This is a genomic window from Brucella sp. NBRC 12953 (assembly GCF_040369775.1).
Taxonomy (GTDB): Bacteria; Pseudomonadota; Alphaproteobacteria; order Rhizobiales; family Rhizobiaceae; genus Brucella; species Brucella pseudogrignonensis.
Window position 1 is genome coordinate 26183 of record NZ_BAABSV010000002.1, and the last position, 16163, is coordinate 42345.

Sequence of the window (16163 nt, forward strand, 5' to 3'; positions counted from 1 at the left end):
CCCCTTATCGTGCATCGTGAAATATAATGCCCAGCGTATGACGCTTGCCGGAGCGCAAACGACTGACGCCGTGCCGCATTTTCGCCTTATAATCGCCACGCGTACCACAAATTGGCCTGTCGTTTACCGCAAAAATCACAGCATCTCCCCGCCTTAAAGGCACAACTTCGGCCCTACTTTGCATACGCGGACGCTGTTCTGTGAGCACAAATTCACCGCCCGTAAAATCCTCGCCCGGCTGCGACAACAGCACGGCCACCTGAAGCGGAAAAGCCAGATCGCCGTAAAGATCCTGATGCAGGCAATTATAATCACCCTCGACATATTGCAGGATCAGTGGCGTCGGGCGCGTTTGCCCGGCAGCGTGACACATTGCGAGATACTCATCATGGTTCGATGGATATTCCATCCCGCTTCTCAGACGTTCGCTCCAGCGATTGGCTATCGGACTTAACCGTCCATACAATTCATTGCGGGATGCCCCGATGACTTCAGGCAGCGGGTTGGCGAAATACTTGTACTCACCACGCCCAAAACCATGTCTTGCCATTGAAATCGTCGAGCGAAAGGCGTCAGACGCGTCATAAAGACTGACGATCTCACTGCATTGATCTTTGGAAAAGAGCTGGTCCAATGTTGCGGTGCCGAACTGATCCAGCTCATCTGCAATTTTCTGCCAGTCGTAAGAGGCCAGTTTCTCCTTCATGACTGGCGCTCTCTTTCGATCAGATCCCGCTTGCGTTCAACGCCCCAGCGATAACCGGACAAGCCACCATCATTGCGCACAACGCGATGGCAGGGAACTGCAACAGCAATCTTGTTGGCACCACATGCTTGCGCCACAGCTCTGGTGGATTTTGGCAAACCAATCCTCTCGGCGAGTTCGCTATAGCTTACAGTTTTGCCAAGCGGGATTTCGCGCAAGGCTTGCCAGACACGCTGCTGGAAAGCGGTGCCTCTCAAATCAAGCGGCAGATCGAATCCGATGCCTGGGTTTTCAACAAAGCCGATCACCTGAGCAATGTGATCCTCGAAGTCGCGATCAGCACCGACGAGCTGCGCTTTCGGAAACCGCTTTTCCAGATCGATAATCAGCTCCTGCGGATCATCGCCCATCAGAATGGCGCAGACCCCCTTGCCGCTCTCCGCTACCAGAACGGCGCCAAGTGTGGATTGTCCGATGGCAAAGCGGATGGTTTCGTTTTCACCGCCAGATTTAAAAGCCTTTGGCTTCATGCCGAGTATCTTATCTGAGGCTTCATAGAAGCGGCTGGAAGAATTGTAACCCGCTTCGTAGATTGCATCCGTCACGCGGCTATCACTGGATTTAAGGGCGGCGCGCATTTTCTCTGCACGATGCGCATCAGCATAGGCTTTAGGCGTGAGACCTGTGAAGCTTTTGAAAATGCGATGGAAATGCGCGGGACTTGCCCCTGCGGCTCGCGCAATGTCTTCCAGTGCAGGAACTTCATCGGCATTCTCGATGAAGCGGCAAGCGGCGGAAACCATATCGGCATAGCGCGCACTGTTTTGCGCATCAAGCGTTACATCGACATGCGGCTTGCACCGCATACAAGGGCGAAAGCCAGCCCGCTCTGCATCTTCGGCAACCATAAAGAACTGAACATTTTCGCGTTTACCACGCCGCGATGGACATGATGGACGGCAATAAACGCCCGTCGTGCGTACAGCGTAAACGAATTCGCCATCTGATGCCTTGTCGCGCGCCAGCACTTTTAGCCAGCGGCTTTCATCAGTGTCATTGTTGCTTGTCAGCGTGCGTGTCATCAGGTTCATGTCCGTTATCCTTCTTACTATGAAGGAAAGCTAACGCTTAACAAGACTGACAACACTCCGCTGCTTGCTTTCAAATTTTGCGACCGCTTTAAGCCTTCCGCGCTTCCTTGATCGCGTCGATCAGGCTCCGCTCGTTCATCACGCCTCCGTAAAGCCGGGTGCCGATAACGAAGGACGGCGTACCGCCAAAATTGAACGCTTCGCCCTGCTCCATGTTGCGCGCAAGAATGCCGTCGATCCGCGCAGCATCCACCTTGTAATCGGCCTCAAGCTTCTTCGGATCAAGGCCACCCTTCTTCAAGGCCGCATCGGTCTGGTCTTTGGTCAGACGACCGGGCGTCAGCATCATGGCTTCCATAGCCTTGACATAATTTCCCGACTTTTCTGCCGCCAGCACCAGACGCGCCGGATAGGCCGAATTGTCACCAAAAATGATCCAGTCTTTGAGCACCAGACGCACATTGCCGTCTTTCTCGACAACGCTCATCAGCTCAGCATGGCCCTTTTTGCAGTAAGGGCACTGATAGTCGAAATATTCAACAATGGTGACGTTGCCGTTAGGATTACCAAGGACCGGGATTTCCTTGTCATAAAGGACATCGGCCACTGTCGGCACACGCTGGGCGAAGCTCTCGCCGCCAGAAATGGCAATCGTTGCGGCACCGGCTACAGTTGTAGCGAGCATCTGGCGGCGGTTCATCATCAGCTTTCTCCTTGTGCAGATTGAGTCTTGCTCAGGACCACAACGCGGCTTCCACTGGATACGCGTTTATGAAGATCGAGAATGTCCTGATTGAAAAGACGGATACAGCCCGACGAAGCAGCCTTGCCGATTGACCAGGGTTCGTTGGTGCCATGGATGCGATAAAGCGTGTCCTTGCCATCGCGATAAAGATAGAGCGCACGCGCGCCGAGCGGATTGCGAATGCCGCCTTCCAGACCATTGGCGTATTTCGCATAATGATCAGGATTGCGCTTGATCATATTCTGCGTTGGTGTCCAGCGTGGCCATTGCGCCTTGTAAGCAACCTGCGCCTCGCCGCTGAAGGTCAGGCCAGCACGACCCACGCCAACGGAATAGCGCATGGCCTTGCCACCGGGCTGCACCAGATAAAGATAGCGCGTATAGGGATCGACAATGATTGTGCCGACCGGGTGGCTGGTCTGATAATTTACCTGCTTGCGAAGATTGCGTTCGGCAATTTTACTGAGATCGAGTGCTGCAATGTGATTGCCGCCGTCGGTGACAGCACCGTACATCACTTCATATTCGCTCTTTGCCGTCTGAACTTCCGGCTCCGGTAGAGGCTCAACGACAGGTGCAACAGCCACTGGCTCAGGTGCGACGACCGCTGGTTCGGGCATGTTAACAACGACAGGCCTGTCGGATGTCGTAGTACAGGCCGCAACTGCCAAAGGCATAAGGCCAATCAATATCAGCCGCGCCAGAGACGGCGCTGCCTTTGCAATTTGATTATATGTCGTCAATTTCCCCAACCCCAATGTCCCCGAGCCATGATCAATCCTAAAAGCCTTGCTTCTGGCCGGCGTTAATGAGTCCGACCGAACGTTCAATTGTTGCCGACGAAACGTCGCCAACCAAGCGTGTACCTTCAGGTTCCTTGCTGGCATTGTTAAAGAAAACCATGGTCGGCGGGCCTGCAACTTTGAGCTTTGCCATGAGATCGGCATTGCCCGCATTCAGGTCCGAGACATCGGCCTTGATAAGCTGATATCCGCCCAGCGCTTTCTTCACGCCTGCATCCGGCAGGACGCGCCGCTCCACAGTGGAACAGCTGACGCACCAATCTGCCGTGAAATAGACCAGCGTCGGCTGATCGCCGCGCGCCGCATCCAGCTTTTCCTGAAGGGCAGAAACCGATTCGACCGGCGCGAATCGCAGCTCGGCCAAATTATGGTTAACGTCACGGTTAACCAATGCCGCCAGCGGTTGCAATGGATCACGACCACCCGAAGCAACGCCGAGCATCAGAATAACGCCATAAACGAAGGCGGCAGTACCAATCGTGCGCGCAACCACGCTGCGATCCGGGATTTTGAGGAAAGCGAAGCTCGCCACACCAAACAGCAGCAAAGCCCATAAAACCATATCCACGCCCGATGGCAGCAAGGGTGCAGCCATGAAAATCGCGGTTGCGAGAAAACCAAAGCCGAATACCTGCTTGACCGCCTCCATCCACGCGCCTGCACGCGGCAAGGTGCCAGCACCGAGCGTCGCAAAAGCAATCAACGGCAGACCTTTACCGATGCCAAGCGCGAAGAGCGCGCTGGCTCCGAGTGCTACGTTGGCTGTCTGTGCGATATAGAGCAGCGCACCAGCAAGAGGTGCAGTCACACATGGCCCGACAATCAGCACCGAGGAAAAGCCGAGGATTGCAGCAGAGCGCTTGGAACCGGTGCGTTGGCCGGTTTTAGCCGAGATTGCACTGACCCATGAGGATGGGAGCTGTAGCTGGAACAGGCCGAACATCGACAGAGCAAGCAATGTGAAGATGCCAGCCAGTGCAAGCGCCATCCATTTGGATTGCAGCACCATTTGCAAATTCTGGGCTGACCAGCCAGCAATTGCACCGACGACAGCAAACCCGAGTGCGAGGCTGAACACATAAGTACTGGAAAGCACGAAGCCGCGTTTCGCCGTCAGTTTTTCGCCTTCCCGCGCCAGCGTTCCTGCGACAATCGGATAGATTGGAAACACGCAAGGTGTGAAGGCCAGCAGCACACCGAAAGCAAGGAAAGCTGCAATCACCAGTGCCGAACCGCCCTGATCGAGAAGATTTTCGATCATGCCTTTTTCGGGGGCGAGCGCGAAAGCTTTGCTCTCAGCCGCAGGAGCTGATGCGGCGGTGAACACGGAGCCGTTCGTAAACGCTTTGCCCATCTGAGAGCTGACGGCGAGCGTTATCGGATCAATTGTGCGGGTTTCAGGACGATAGCAGATACCGTCTTCCTGACACCCCTGATAGGTCAGCTGAATGGGTTCGCTACCCGCCGGAACACTGGCACTTGCTCGCGTGTAATAAACTTCTAGCCGTCCGAAATTCGGATCATCCTTGGCGATACCCGGTTGCGTATCAACGGTGAGCGCTGCGCCTTTCGCATCTTTGGCTTCGATATGATCGCGATAGAGATAATAGCCGTCGGAAATCTGCCAGTTAAGCAGGAGCTGGTTGTCGCCATCCTTCACAACACTTAGACGAAAAGCATCATCGACCGGCAGCGGGTTTGCAGCCAGCGCAGGTGAAAGAGCAAACATAAGAAAAGCAGCAAGTATCGCGAAAAAGCGCATTCGGGTTATTCCGGGTAATTTGATTCGTGCAAAATAGTTTAGGTTGTAAAAAGCAAATGCTGTCGTCACCTTAAGGCAGCCTTAAGCTGGCAAAGCGAGAAGCCGCTTACAGATGAAACAAGGCGGAAACAGGAAGACACATGCGCATTCTGGTGGTTGAAGACGATACAATCCTGCTCGACGGGCTTTCCGTGGGGCTGGGATTAGCCGGATTCACCGTGGATGCCGTTGCAAACTGTGGAGATGCCGAGGCCGCCCTTGCTGCCCAGAATTACAACGCGGTTGTGCTTGATCTCATGCTGCCGGATGGCTCCGGTCTCGACATTCTGAAATCCATGCGACAAGCCCGCGATGATACGCCAGTTCTGTTGCTGACCGCGCGCGATCAGGTACCGGAACGTATCGCAGGACTTGATGCCGGGGCTGACGATTATGTTGGCAAGCCGTTTGATCTCCATGAGCTCGCAGCGCGTGTGCGTGCCATTGCTCGGCGCGGCACAGGGCGCGCAAGTAGCACGCTTGAATGGCAGGGCGTGGAGCTTGATCCGGCTGAAATGTCGGTGCAGTTCAAGGGCGAGCCGCTCCGCCTGACCCGCCGTGAGTTTTCGATATTGCGTAGCTTAATGGAACGTCCAACGGCGACAATCTCCAAGTCATCGCTTGAAGAAGCGCTTTATGGCTGGCAGGAAGAAGTCGAAAGCAACGCGGTCGAGGTGCATATCCATCATCTGCGATCCAAGCTTGGTTCAGGCTTCATCGAGACAGTGCGCGGTGTCGGCTACCGGCTTGCGAGGGAGCAGGCATGAACTCCATTCGCAGTCGCCTGACTGGTATATTGATCGGCATCACCTGTCTTGTCTGGTTGTTCGCCGTTATCTGGATTCATGTGAGTACCCAATCGCGACTTGAAAAAGTGCTGGATGCGCGCCTCATGGAAGCGGCTCGTATGGTCAATTCGCTTTTGATCGAGCGGCGCGTTGAGGTTAATCCCGATGGCGACGGCGGACAGCTTTCACTCAAGCCGATGGATGATTTTCCCCATTATGATCGCCAGCTTTTCTGCCAGATCTGGGCAATCGACGGCAGACTTGTTGGACGGTCCGAAAGCGCACCGGGTGAACGCCTGACCGATGTGGCCAATGGCTTTTCAGATACAGTTGTTGCTGGGGACCGCTGGCGGGTGTTTGCGGTTGAAAATACAAAGCTCGGGCTGCGTGTGATGGTGGGCGACAGCCTATCAGTGCGAGAGCGGCTTGTGCAAAACGTGGTGACGGGTGTGGTGCTGCCTGCCCTGCTCCTGCTTCCAATTCTTGCTATCCTGATCTGGCTTTGCGTCCGTCGCGGGCTTGATCCGTTGAGCAGTCTCGCCGGCACTTTATCCAAACGCGACGCGCGAGATTTGCGCCCGCTTTCAGAAGAGAAGTTGCCGTCCGAAATCAGCCCGGTGGTCTCGGCTTTGAATGATCTGTTCCATCGTGTGGAAGAAGCCCGCGAACGCGAGCGCAATTTTGCAATCTTTGCAGCGCACGAATTGAAGACGCCGCTTGCGGGCCTCAAGACACAGGCACAGATCGCCGAGGGTGCCAAAGACGACGCCATGCGCCTCAATGCAGTACGCCAAATTGCATCGGGTGTTGATCGCACTAGCCGTCTCGTCAATCAGCTGCTGGACCTTGCAGCCCTTGAGACTGGTGATGAAATGGAGCCACCATCGCCGGAGCCAGCCTGTCAGCTGCTTGTTTCGATCTCGACCGACATGCGTATGCTTGCCGCACATCGGGGCGTGAAGATCGAGCTGCCCGGCAATCTGCCGCTTGTGACGATGCAATATCCGCATCTCTTCACGCTTGCCATGCGCAACCTGATCGAGAATGCCGTCAATCATTCGCCTCAAGGCGGGTCTGTGCGATGCAGTCTCGAAAAGGCCGATGATCAGGTCATCTTCACTGTCGAGGATGATGGCCCCGGCATTCCGCCGGAAGACATGGCTTATGTGACCGAGCGCTTTTATCGCGGTGCCAATAGAAGCGAAAATGGCAGCGGCCTGGGTCTGGCCATCGTGAAGATGGCGGCAACGCGTATGGGCGGTGAAGTGCAGCTTCATAATCGTTCTGAAGGTGGATTGCGCGCCCTCCTCATCATCCCAGCTCAGGCTGCGACATAAATTCCTGCCTGTGTAGGTTGACGGGGCAGGCTTTCGGCGTATTATGCAACTGCAAATCACTTGCAATTAAGGTCAGAATATTCATTCAGATTTCAGACATAGCTTTTGATTAAAGAAGCCGAGACTGTTCATGCTGTTTAATCCTCGATCTGGGCCTAAAGCCGCGCAGCTCTTGCCAGAAACCGTCCCTCGTTCTGACAAGGAATGGGCCAAGCAGCAGACAACAGCAGTCAAAGCGATTTTAAGACGGGCCGGGTTACGCCCGACCCGTCAGCGTATTGCGTTAGGATGTATGCTTTTCACTGAGAAACACCGGCACGTGACCCCGGATATGCTGAATGAAGAAGCATTACTGCTAGGCGAAAAGCTATCCGTTGCAACGGTTTACAACACGCTCAATCAATTTTCCGATGCGGGCCTTATCCGCAAGATAAGCTTGCATGGCGAACGTACCTATTTCGATACGGATACTGGCGACCACGCACATTTCTACATCCACGACGAAGACCAGATCATCGACATTGCAACAGACGATATCGGCATTGGCCCGCTGCCCGCTCCGCCTGCTGGCTACAAGATCAGCAAAGTGGACGTTCTGATCCATCTGGTGCCGGAAACTGACATCGCCTGATTTCCCGGAAAACTCCCAATTCGTCTCAGGTCCGATTAGAGCTCTTTGATTTAGATCAATGACACCCTCTCGTAGAGAGCCGATAGAAAGGCATCGCTATAGCTGTCGTTACTCAGACAGCTTCTGACTTGCGCTGCGAGGGGATTAAATGAACTACGCCGCTGGAACAGTCCTGTCTGGTCTGGGAGCACTTTTTGCTGTGCTTCTGGCCGGATTTTCTCATGATGAGTTGTTCAGAACCCATATGTGGATTCTGTTCGCTACACTCGCCATCTTCACCATCTTGCTGATGCGCAATGCCGATTACGGCCTTGCGCCAAAGAAGGTCGATCAGTCCACTTACATGGACGGACCGATCCGCTACGGCGTGATCGCAACGGTCTTCTGGGGTGTGGTTGGCTTTCTGGTCGGTGTGGTTATCGCAGCCCAGCTTGCCTTCCCCGATCTCAACTTTGAACCCTATCTGAACTTCGGTCGTCTGCGCCCGCTGCACACTTCAGCGGTTGTTTTTGCATTCGGCGGCAATATCCTGATCGCTTCGTCGTTCTATGTCGTGCAGCGCACCTGTCGCGCGCGCCTGATCGGTGGCGATCTGGCCTGGTTCGTGTTCTGGGGATATCAGCTTTTCATCGTGATGGCTGCAACCGGCTATCTGCTTGGGATTACCCAAAGCCGCGAATATGCTGAACCGGAATGGTATGTCGATATCTGGCTCACCATCGTCTGGGTCGCCTATCTCATCGTCTTCCTCGGCACGGTATTGAAGCGCAAAGAGCCGCATATCTATGTGGCAAACTGGTTCTACCTGTCCTTCATCATCACAATCGCCATGTTGCACATCATCAACAATCTGGCGATCCCGGTATCGTTCCTCGGCGTGAAGAGCTATTCGGCTTTCGCAGGCGTGCAGGATGCCGTGACCCAGTGGTGGTATGGACATAATGCGGTTGCGTTCTTCCTGACCGTGCCATTCCTTGCGATGATGTATTACTTCGTGCCCAAGCAGGCAGAGCGTCCGGTTTATTCCTACCGCCTGTCGATCGTGCACTTCTGGTCGATCATCTTCCTCTACATCTGGGCTGGCCCACACCATCTTCATTATACCGCTGTTCCCGATTGGGCACAGACGCTCGGCATGGTGTTCTCGATCATGCTCTGGATGCCTTCGTGGGGTGGCATGATCAACGGTCTGATGACGCTTTCTGGCGCATGGGACAAGGTTCGTACCGATCCAATCATCCGTCTGATGGTTGCAGCTATTGCCTTCTACGGCATGGCGACCTTTGAAGGTCCGATGCTGTCGATCAAGGCAGTCAACTCGCTCTCCCACTACACTGACTGGACCATTGGTCACGTTCATGCGGGTGCGCTGGGCTGGAACGGCATGATTACCTTTGCGGCCGTTTACTACCTCACACCGAAGCTGTGGGACCGTGAACGCCTCTACTCGATCCGCATGGTCAACTGGCACTTCTGGCTCGCAACACTTGGCATCGTGCTCTACGCCGCCGCCATGTGGGTTGCAGGTATCCAGCAGGGTCTGATGTGGCGCGAATACGACGACCAGGGTTTCCTCGTCTATTCCTTCGCCGAAACCGTGCTCGCCATGTTCCCTTACTACGTGATCCGTACTGCAGGCGGTCTGCTTTACCTCGCCGGTGGACTGGTCATGGCATGGAACGTCTACCAGACCATTCGCGGCAACCTGCGCAAAGAAGCCCCTATGGGCGGTGCCCGGCCTGCTGCTGGCGCCACAATGCAGCCAGCCGAATAAGGAGTGTGATTTATGTCTATCCTCAAAAAACACTCCAAGCTGGAGAGAAATGCAACGCTGCTGCTGATTGCTTCGCTTGCCGTGGTAACGGTCGGTGGCATCATTGAAATCGCACCGCTGTTCTATCTCGAAAATACCATCGAGAAAGTGGAAGGCATGCGTCCCTATTCACCGTTGGAACTCGCGGGCCGCGACATCTATGTGCGTGAAGGCTGCTACCTCTGCCACAGCCAGATGATCCGTCCGTTCCGCGATGAAGTGGAGCGCTACGGCCATTACTCTCTGGCGGCAGAATCCATGTACGACCATTCGTTCCAGTGGGGCTCAAAACGCACAGGGCCTGACCTTGCGCGCGTTGGCGGTCGTTATTCCAATGAATGGCATGTACAGCACCTCATCCGCCCGCGTGACGTGGTGCCGGAATCGGTCATGCCAAGCTATGCCTTCCTGAAGGACCGTCCGCTTGATGCCAACAATATTGCAGCCAATCTGAAGGCCAATGTGGCGGTCGGCGTTCCTTACACGCAGGAGATGGTCGACAACGCACTCGCTGACCTTCAGGCACAGGCCGATCCAAACGCCGATACGTCCGGCATCGAGGGTCGTTATCCCAAGGCACGCCTTGGCGATTTTGACGGCAATCCGCAGGTCATTTCGGAGATGGACGCGCTGATCGCCTATCTGCAGATGCTCGGCACCCTCGTTGACTTCTCGACCTACGATCAGTCCCCCAAAGCAAGATAAAGCGGAGATTTAGCGATGGATTACAATACCCTACGCACTTTCGCCGATAGCTGGGGCCTGCTTGCCATGGCTCTCTTCTTTGTCTTTGTCATTCTTTTTGCCTTCCGTCCGGGAAGCAAAAAGAAGGCTGATGAAGCGAAAGAAATTCCATTCAAGGACGAGAAAAATGACTGACAAACAGATTGATGAAGTCAGTGGCGTTGAGACCACCGGCCATGAATGGGACGGCATCAGGGAACTCGACAATCCAATGCCGCGCTGGTGGCTGTGGACCTTCTATGCAACGATTGTCTGGGCTCTTGCCTATGTGATCGCCTATCCGGCATGGCCGCTGATTTCCAACTCAACGGCTGGTTTGATCGGTTGGTCGAGCCGCGGCGATTTCTGGAAAGAAAATGCAGAGATTGCTGCCGGTCGTCAGGGTATCATCGACCAGATCAAGGCCAAGGATGTGCATGAGATTCTGGCTGATGAAAATCTGCGCCAATATGCGATTGCAGGCGGCGCTGCAGCGTTCCGCGTCAATTGCGTACAGTGCCATGGCTCTGGTGCGCAGGGAGCACCCGGCTATCCGAACCTGAACGATGACGATTGGCTGTGGGGCGGCTCGGTTGACGACATTCTGACGACCATTCGTCATGGTGTTCGCTCGCCTGACGACAGTGAAACCCGTGTTTCCGAGATGCCTGCTTTTGCTGATGTTCTCGAACCACAGCAGGTGCGTGAAGTGGCAGCCTATGTGGTCAGCCTTTCCGGTACACCCCATGATCCCGCTATGATTCCAGAAGGCCAGAAGGTCTTCAGCGAAAACTGTGCGGTCTGTCATGGCGGCGATGCCAAGGGTATGCGCGAGTTCGGCGCACCAAACCTCACCGACGCGATCTGGTTCTATGGTTCTGGTGAAGACGCCATTGCCCGCCAGGTCTCTCATCCAAAGCATGGCGTAATGCCTGCCTGGGAAGCGCGCCTTGGTGATGCGACGGTTAAACAGCTCGCAATCTTCGTCCACTCGCTTGGTGGTGGCGAATAACACACAAGCACACCCCGAAAAGTCGGAACCGGTTTTCGGGATGTGCGTGAATAAAAGTAACTGGCCCCGCTTAGACGGAAAAGCAGGGCCAGCCGAACTGGAAATGCATCAGAACGGACGGCGAATAACCACCCCGCTCTCAATCATTGCAAGCGTGATATGACCGGCAAGCCAGCTTCTGTCTGTCCGGCACCATGCTTCAGGAGCAAGGCAAATGTCAGATGATGTCGAACGGATAGACGTTCAGGCAGTCAATTCCCCCAAGATCCGCCAGTCGCTTTATGCGGCGCGGGTGAAGATATTTCCGAAGCGCGTCCAGGGTCAGTTCCGGCGCTTCAAGTGGCTCGTCATGCTCATCACATTGGGGATCTACTATCTGACGCCTTGGTTGCGCTGGGATCGCGGGCCTTATGCGCCGGATCAGGCGGTCTTGATAGATCTTGCCAACCGCCGTTTCTATTTCTTCTTCATCGAAATCTGGCCACAGGAATTCTACTACGTGGCGGGCCTGCTTATCATGGCGGGCCTTGGCCTGTTTCTTGTAACCTCTGTCGCGGGTCGCGCATGGTGCGGCTATACCTGCCCACAGACCGTCTGGGTTGATCTTTATCTTGTTGTCGAGCGCGCCATCGAAGGCGACCGCAATGCACGCATGAAGCTCGACAAGGCTCCATGGAGCTTCGACAAGGTCTGGAAGCGCGTGACCAAACACGCGGTCTGGCTGCTGATCGGCGTTCTGACGGGTGGTGCGTGGATCTTCTATTTTGCCGATGCGCCAACGCTGCTGATGGATTTTGTGACGGGCCATGCCGCGCCCGTCGCCTATATGACCGTCGCGATCCTGACCGCTACAACTTATATTTTCGGCGGTCTGATGCGCGAGCAGGTCTGCACCTATATGTGCCCCTGGCCACGTATTCAGGCAGCAATGCTCGATGAGAATTCGCTCACCGTCACCTATAATGACTGGCGCGGCGAACCGCGTTCACGCCATTCCAAGAAGGCAATTGCCGCGGGCGAAACCGTTGGCGATTGCGTGGATTGCAACGCCTGCGTTGCGGCCTGCCCTATGGGTATCGATATTCGCGACGGGCAACAGCTTGAATGCATCACCTGTGCGCTTTGCATTGATGCCTGCGACAGTGTGATGGACAAGGTTGGCAAGGAACGCGGCCTCATCTCCTATGCGACGCTTGCCGATTACAATTTCAATATGGCGCTTGCCACCAATGATGGCACTGCAACCATTGACCCTGCCCGCGTCTACAAAGCACCGAATACGTTCTCGGATAAGGTCCAGAAGCTTTCCTGGAAGAAAGTGCTGCGCCCGCGCAGTATCTTCTATTTCATTGTCTGGGCGCTGATCGGCCTGACGCTGGTGATTTCGCTTTCCATGCGTCAGCGGATCGGCATCAATGTGCTGCACGACCGGACGCCACAATATGTGTTGTTGTCCGATGGTTCGATCCGCAACGGTTACACGGTCAAGCTGCTTAACATGATCCCGGTTCCGCGTACTTTCCGGCTTTCGATCGAAGGTTTGCCGGGGGCGGAAATTACGGTTCAGGACGAGACACCCGATGCCGATGGCAATTACGATATTCCGGTCGAACCGGATCGCCTGAAAACTCTGCGCGTTTTCGTGACCATGCCGCATAGCGCAATCACCGAGAACCGCAAGGACTACGAAATCGAAGTGCGTGATGCGGACGGCGCAGAACACGCGCGCTACAAAGCAACCTTCATGGCTCCGGAGGGCAGATAATGTCAGTGAAAACGAAGACTTCAGGCGCATTCACCGGTTGGCACATGCTGGGTATCATGGTTGCATTCTTCGGCGTCATTATCGCCGTCAACATCACGATGGCTTACAAGGCCGTCAGCAGCTGGAGCGGGCTTGTCGTCAAGAACACCTATGTCGCAAGTCAGGAGTTCAACGATAAAGCCGAAACCGGCAAAGAACAGGCGGCGCTTCAATGGCAGTCACAGCCGACCTTCGCGGAAGGTGTATTTACATGGCGCCTGACCGACCGTGAAGGCAAGGCCATTACTTTGACCGGCGGCACCGTCGATTTCAAACGCCCGGTCGGCGATGTGCATGACACCAAAGTCTCGCTCACTGTTGCGGAAGAAGGTGTTCTGACAGCACCGCTTGAGCTTGGTGAAGGCGCGTGGATCATGGAAGTCAATGCCGACGCCAGTAAAGATTACGGCCTCGACGACCCTTATCGCCACATCATCCGTGTTCTGGTGAAGGACGGGAGGATCTTATGAGTTGCTGCGTTGAAAATGCACAGATAGCCACCGTCATTCAGGCCGTTTCGCCGGATGAAATGCAGGTTGCAAGTCGTGCGCTCGGCGATGGTTTGCGCCAGCTCGATCTCTCGGTTCCCGGTGTTCACTGCGGCCTTTGCATCAAGACAATCGAAGATGCGCTCGGCAAAATCAGCGGTGTTGCCTATGTCCGCGTCAACCTGACAGCGCGTCGCGTCACCATTCGCTGGAAGGATGGTGAAACTCCGCCTGATGTTGTCGATCCGCTGCGCCGTCTCGGTTATGAAGCGCATATTTTCGATATGGTGCAGGACAAAGATCCGACCTTCACGCGGCTGTTGATCGCGCTTGGTGTTGCAGCCTTTGCATCGAGCAATGTGATGCTGTTGTCGGTTGCGGTCTGGTCGGGTGCGGATGCTGCCACCCGCGATATGTTTCATTGGATTTCCGGTCTGATCGCCCTGCCGACCCTGATTTATTCGGGCCGGATTTTCTATGTTTCCGCCTGGAATGCGCTGCGCACCCGTCGCGTGAACATGGATGTGCCGATTGCGCTCGCCATTTCGCTTGCCTTCGGCATGAGCGTTTATGAGACGATGAACCATGGCCAGCACGCCTATTTCGACGCTTCTGTCTCGCTGTTGTTCTTCCTGCTGATTGGCCGCACGCTCGATTATCTGATGCGCGCACGCGCACGCTCCGCCGTGCGTGGTTTGGCACAATTAAGCCCGCGTGGTGCCGTGGTGATCGGCGACAATGACGAGCGCAACTATCTGCCGGTCAATGAAATCCGTCCCGGAATGCGGATCATCCTTGCCGCAGGCGAACGTGTGCCTGTGGACGCAAAAGTCGAAGACGGTCGTTCAGAGCTTGATTGCGCGATTGCATCAGGCGAAAGCGATGCGGTTCCAGTCGGTCCCGGCTCGGATATTCGTGCAGGAACCATGAACCTCTCCGCCCCGCTCGTCATTCGCGCAACCGCTGAAGCCAAGGATTCGTTTCTTGCTGAAATGGTGCGTCTGATGGACGTTGCCGAAGGCGGTCGCGCTTTTTATCGCCGTCTGGCTGACCGGGCCTCGGAACTTTATGTGCCGATGGTGCATACGATTGCCTTTGCAGCCTTTGTCGGTTGGATGATCTATACCGGCGGCGACTGGTATCGCTCGATATATATTGCGATCTGCACGCTCATCATCACCTGCCCCTGTGCACTGGCGCTTGCGGTGCCAATCGTTCAGGTGGTGGCAGCCCGTCGCCTGTTTGAAAACGGCATTATGATCAAGGACGGCTCTGCCATGGAGCGTATGGCCGAGATCGATACGGCTGTATTCGACAAGACCGGTACGCTGACACTTGGTCAGCCCCGCCTGATCGATCTTGATGCAATCAACCCGAACAATCTCGAGATCGCGTCTGAGCTTTCTCTTTATTCGCGCCATCCGCTTTCGCGAGCGCTTGCACTGTTTTCAGGCGCAAAGCCAATGACTGCCTTCACCCGAATTGAGGAAATTCCGGGTGCTGGCATTGAAGCCGAGCTGAACGGCACGATCTATCGACTTGGCAAGCGCGAATGGGCGGACAGCGATGCCAATGCTGCTGCCTCCGATGGTCCTGAAACTTGCCTATCAATCGATGGCAAGCTGGTTCAAACTTTCCGCTTTGAAGATCAGCCGCGCGAGGATGCAGCGAGCGCCATCGGCGCGCTGAAACGCAATGGTTTGAAGCTGGAAATCATTTCCGGCGACAAACAGCCCGCAGTGCAAAAGCTTGCCGGTTATCTTGGTGTCGATACTTATCGCGGTGAAGTGCTGCCTGCGGACAAGTCACAGCTTGTGCAGGAACTGACCAGCAATGGTCGTAAAGTACTGATGGTCGGCGACGGGTTGAATGACGCTCCTGCCCTTGTTGCGGCCCATGTTTCCATGGCGCCGGCAACCGCTGCCGATATTGGCCGTAACGCTGCCGACTTCGTATTCCTGCGCGAAAGCCTCGCTGCCGTGCCGCTGGCTTTTGCCGTGTCAAAAGAAGCAGGCCGGTTAATAAGCCAGAACTTCGCACTTTCCATCGGCTATAATATCATTGCTGTGCCGATTGCGATTTTTGGTTATGTGACACCATTGGTGGCTGCACTTTCGATGTCGCTGTCCTCTATTGTGGTTGTCAGCAACGCCATGCGGCTAAGGGCAGGAAAACAAAAACAGCAGGCGCAAACCACTGTCGCACCTGCTGTTGTTCTCAAGGAAGCGCACAAATGAGCGGACTGCTTTTCCTTATTCCTATTGCGCTTGGCCTGGGTGTTCTGGGCCTTGCAGGCTTTCTATGGTCATTGAAAAACGGCCAGTATGACGACCTCGACGGCGCCGCCAACCGCATTTTGATCGATGATGACCGCTTTCCCGCAAAGAAGGATGATTCGTTATAACAGAATCCCGATTACGG

The 16163-nt window shown here is 55.1% G+C and carries 16 protein-coding genes; 11 read left to right on the forward strand and 5 right to left on the reverse strand.

Annotation, left to right across the window (positions count from 1 at the left end):
- Positions 1–4: 4 nt before the first annotated feature.
- From ABWV94_RS04075 to dsbD, 5 genes are all read right to left on the reverse strand, one after another.
- Positions 5–706: a 2OG-Fe(II) oxygenase gene (locus ABWV94_RS04075; protein ID WP_113495963.1), complete on the reverse strand. Its 702-nt coding sequence runs from the start codon at positions 704–706 to the stop codon at positions 5–7.
- Complete coding sequence (gene ada, locus ABWV94_RS04080; protein WP_105518192.1) at positions 703–1797, reverse strand: bifunctional DNA-binding transcriptional regulator/O6-methylguanine-DNA methyltransferase Ada; 1095 nt, start codon at positions 1795–1797, stop codon at positions 703–705. Before ada ends, ABWV94_RS04075 begins: the two co-directional genes overlap by 4 nt.
- An 88-nt stretch (positions 1798–1885) precedes the next feature.
- Complete coding sequence (locus ABWV94_RS04085) at positions 1886–2500, reverse strand: DsbA family protein (RefSeq protein WP_113495964.1); 615 nt, start codon at positions 2498–2500, stop codon at positions 1886–1888.
- Positions 2500–3285 (reverse strand): L,D-transpeptidase, encoded by a 786-nt coding sequence (locus tag ABWV94_RS04090; RefSeq protein ID WP_079211528.1) that lies wholly within the window; start codon positions 3283–3285, stop codon positions 2500–2502. The genes ABWV94_RS04085 and ABWV94_RS04090 overlap by 1 nt, the downstream gene beginning before the upstream one ends.
- Before the next feature lie 37 nt (positions 3286–3322).
- Positions 3323–5107 (reverse strand): protein-disulfide reductase DsbD, encoded by a 1785-nt coding sequence (gene dsbD, locus ABWV94_RS04095; RefSeq protein WP_113495965.1) that lies wholly within the window; start codon positions 5105–5107, stop codon positions 3323–3325.
- A gap of 140 nt (positions 5108–5247) precedes the next feature.
- Between dsbD and ABWV94_RS04100 the strand changes: the two genes are divergently transcribed.
- The 11 genes from ABWV94_RS04100 to ccoS all read left to right on the forward strand — a co-directional run bounded on the left by ABWV94_RS04100 (position 5248) and on the right by ccoS (position 16146).
- The gene (locus tag ABWV94_RS04100; RefSeq protein ID WP_113495966.1) at positions 5248–5913 is read left to right on the forward strand and encodes a response regulator; all 666 of its coding nucleotides are present in this window, start codon (positions 5248–5250) and stop codon (positions 5911–5913) included.
- Positions 5910–7271, forward strand: coding sequence for an ATP-binding protein (locus ABWV94_RS04105; RefSeq protein ID WP_112808073.1), 1362 nt, complete (start codon positions 5910–5912; stop codon positions 7269–7271). The genes ABWV94_RS04100 and ABWV94_RS04105 overlap by 4 nt, the downstream gene beginning before the upstream one ends.
- Positions 7272–7401: 130 nt before the next feature.
- Positions 7402–7902 (forward strand): iron response transcriptional regulator IrrA, encoded by a 501-nt coding sequence (gene irrA, locus ABWV94_RS04110; RefSeq protein WP_313027166.1) that lies wholly within the window; start codon positions 7402–7404, stop codon positions 7900–7902.
- Between the two features lie 148 nt (positions 7903–8050).
- Positions 8051–9676, forward strand: coding sequence for a cytochrome-c oxidase, cbb3-type subunit I (ccoN, locus tag ABWV94_RS04115; RefSeq protein ID WP_113495967.1), 1626 nt, complete (start codon positions 8051–8053; stop codon positions 9674–9676).
- Between the two features lie 12 nt (positions 9677–9688).
- Positions 9689–10420, forward strand: a complete 732-nt coding sequence (gene ccoO, locus ABWV94_RS04120; RefSeq protein WP_113495968.1) for a cytochrome-c oxidase, cbb3-type subunit II — start codon at positions 9689–9691, stop codon at positions 10418–10420.
- Positions 10421–10435: 15 nt separating this feature from the next.
- A complete protein-coding gene (locus ABWV94_RS04125; protein WP_007873604.1) occupies positions 10436–10594 on the forward strand; it encodes a CcoQ/FixQ family Cbb3-type cytochrome c oxidase assembly chaperone in 159 nt (52 codons plus the stop codon).
- Complete coding sequence (gene ccoP / locus ABWV94_RS04130; protein ID WP_007873603.1) at positions 10587–11450, forward strand: cytochrome-c oxidase, cbb3-type subunit III; 864 nt, start codon at positions 10587–10589, stop codon at positions 11448–11450. Before ABWV94_RS04125 ends, ccoP begins: the two co-directional genes overlap by 8 nt.
- Before the next feature lie 214 nt (positions 11451–11664).
- Positions 11665–13215, forward strand: coding sequence for a cytochrome c oxidase accessory protein CcoG (gene ccoG / locus ABWV94_RS04135; RefSeq protein WP_064320202.1), 1551 nt, complete (start codon positions 11665–11667; stop codon positions 13213–13215).
- Positions 13215–13724, forward strand: coding sequence for a FixH family protein (locus tag ABWV94_RS04140; RefSeq protein ID WP_079211524.1), 510 nt, complete (start codon positions 13215–13217; stop codon positions 13722–13724). The genes ccoG and ABWV94_RS04140 overlap by 1 nt, the downstream gene beginning before the upstream one ends.
- Entirely contained in the window at positions 13721–15979 is a 2259-nt protein-coding gene (locus ABWV94_RS04145; RefSeq protein WP_353412683.1) for a cation-translocating P-type ATPase, read from the forward strand. Before ABWV94_RS04140 ends, ABWV94_RS04145 begins: the two co-directional genes overlap by 4 nt.
- Positions 15976–16146 carry a cbb3-type cytochrome oxidase assembly protein CcoS gene (gene ccoS, locus ABWV94_RS04150; RefSeq protein ID WP_112808079.1) on the forward strand — a complete coding sequence of 57 codons (171 nt, stop codon included), beginning with the start codon at positions 15976–15978 and terminating at the stop codon, positions 16144–16146. The genes ABWV94_RS04145 and ccoS overlap by 4 nt, the downstream gene beginning before the upstream one ends.
- The last annotated feature ends 17 nt before the right edge of the window (positions 16147–16163 follow it).

Excerpts from the sequence above, each read along its gene's own strand:
- ABWV94_RS04075 (WP_113495963.1), bottom strand. The coding sequence starts at position 706 with ATGAAGGAGAAACTGGCCTCTTACGACTGGCAGAAAATTGCAGATGAG.
- ada (WP_105518192.1), bottom strand. The coding sequence starts at position 1,797 with ATGAACCTGATGACACGCACGCTGACAAGCAACAATGACACTGATGAA.
- ABWV94_RS04085 (WP_113495964.1), bottom strand. The coding sequence starts at position 2,500 with ATGATGAACCGCCGCCAGATGCTCGCTACAACTGTAGCCGGTGCCGCA.
- dsbD (WP_113495965.1), bottom strand. The coding sequence starts at position 5,107 with ATGCGCTTTTTCGCGATACTTGCTGCTTTTCTTATGTTTGCTCTTTCA.
- ABWV94_RS04100 (WP_113495966.1), top strand. The coding sequence starts at position 5,248 with ATGCGCATTCTGGTGGTTGAAGACGATACAATCCTGCTCGACGGGCTT.
- ABWV94_RS04105 (WP_112808073.1), top strand. The coding sequence starts at position 5,910 with ATGAACTCCATTCGCAGTCGCCTGACTGGTATATTGATCGGCATCACC.
- irrA (WP_313027166.1), top strand. The coding sequence starts at position 7,402 with ATGCTGTTTAATCCTCGATCTGGGCCTAAAGCCGCGCAGCTCTTGCCA.
- ccoN (WP_113495967.1), top strand. The coding sequence starts at position 8,051 with ATGAACTACGCCGCTGGAACAGTCCTGTCTGGTCTGGGAGCACTTTTT.
- ccoO (WP_113495968.1), top strand. The coding sequence starts at position 9,689 with ATGTCTATCCTCAAAAAACACTCCAAGCTGGAGAGAAATGCAACGCTG.
- ABWV94_RS04125 (WP_007873604.1), top strand. The coding sequence starts at position 10,436 with ATGGATTACAATACCCTACGCACTTTCGCCGATAGCTGGGGCCTGCTT.
- ccoP (WP_007873603.1), top strand. The coding sequence starts at position 10,587 with ATGACTGACAAACAGATTGATGAAGTCAGTGGCGTTGAGACCACCGGC.
- ccoG (WP_064320202.1), top strand. The coding sequence starts at position 11,665 with ATGTCAGATGATGTCGAACGGATAGACGTTCAGGCAGTCAATTCCCCC.
- ABWV94_RS04140 (WP_079211524.1), top strand. The coding sequence starts at position 13,215 with ATGTCAGTGAAAACGAAGACTTCAGGCGCATTCACCGGTTGGCACATG.
- ABWV94_RS04145 (WP_353412683.1), top strand. The coding sequence starts at position 13,721 with ATGAGTTGCTGCGTTGAAAATGCACAGATAGCCACCGTCATTCAGGCC.
- ccoS (WP_112808079.1), top strand. The coding sequence starts at position 15,976 with ATGAGCGGACTGCTTTTCCTTATTCCTATTGCGCTTGGCCTGGGTGTT.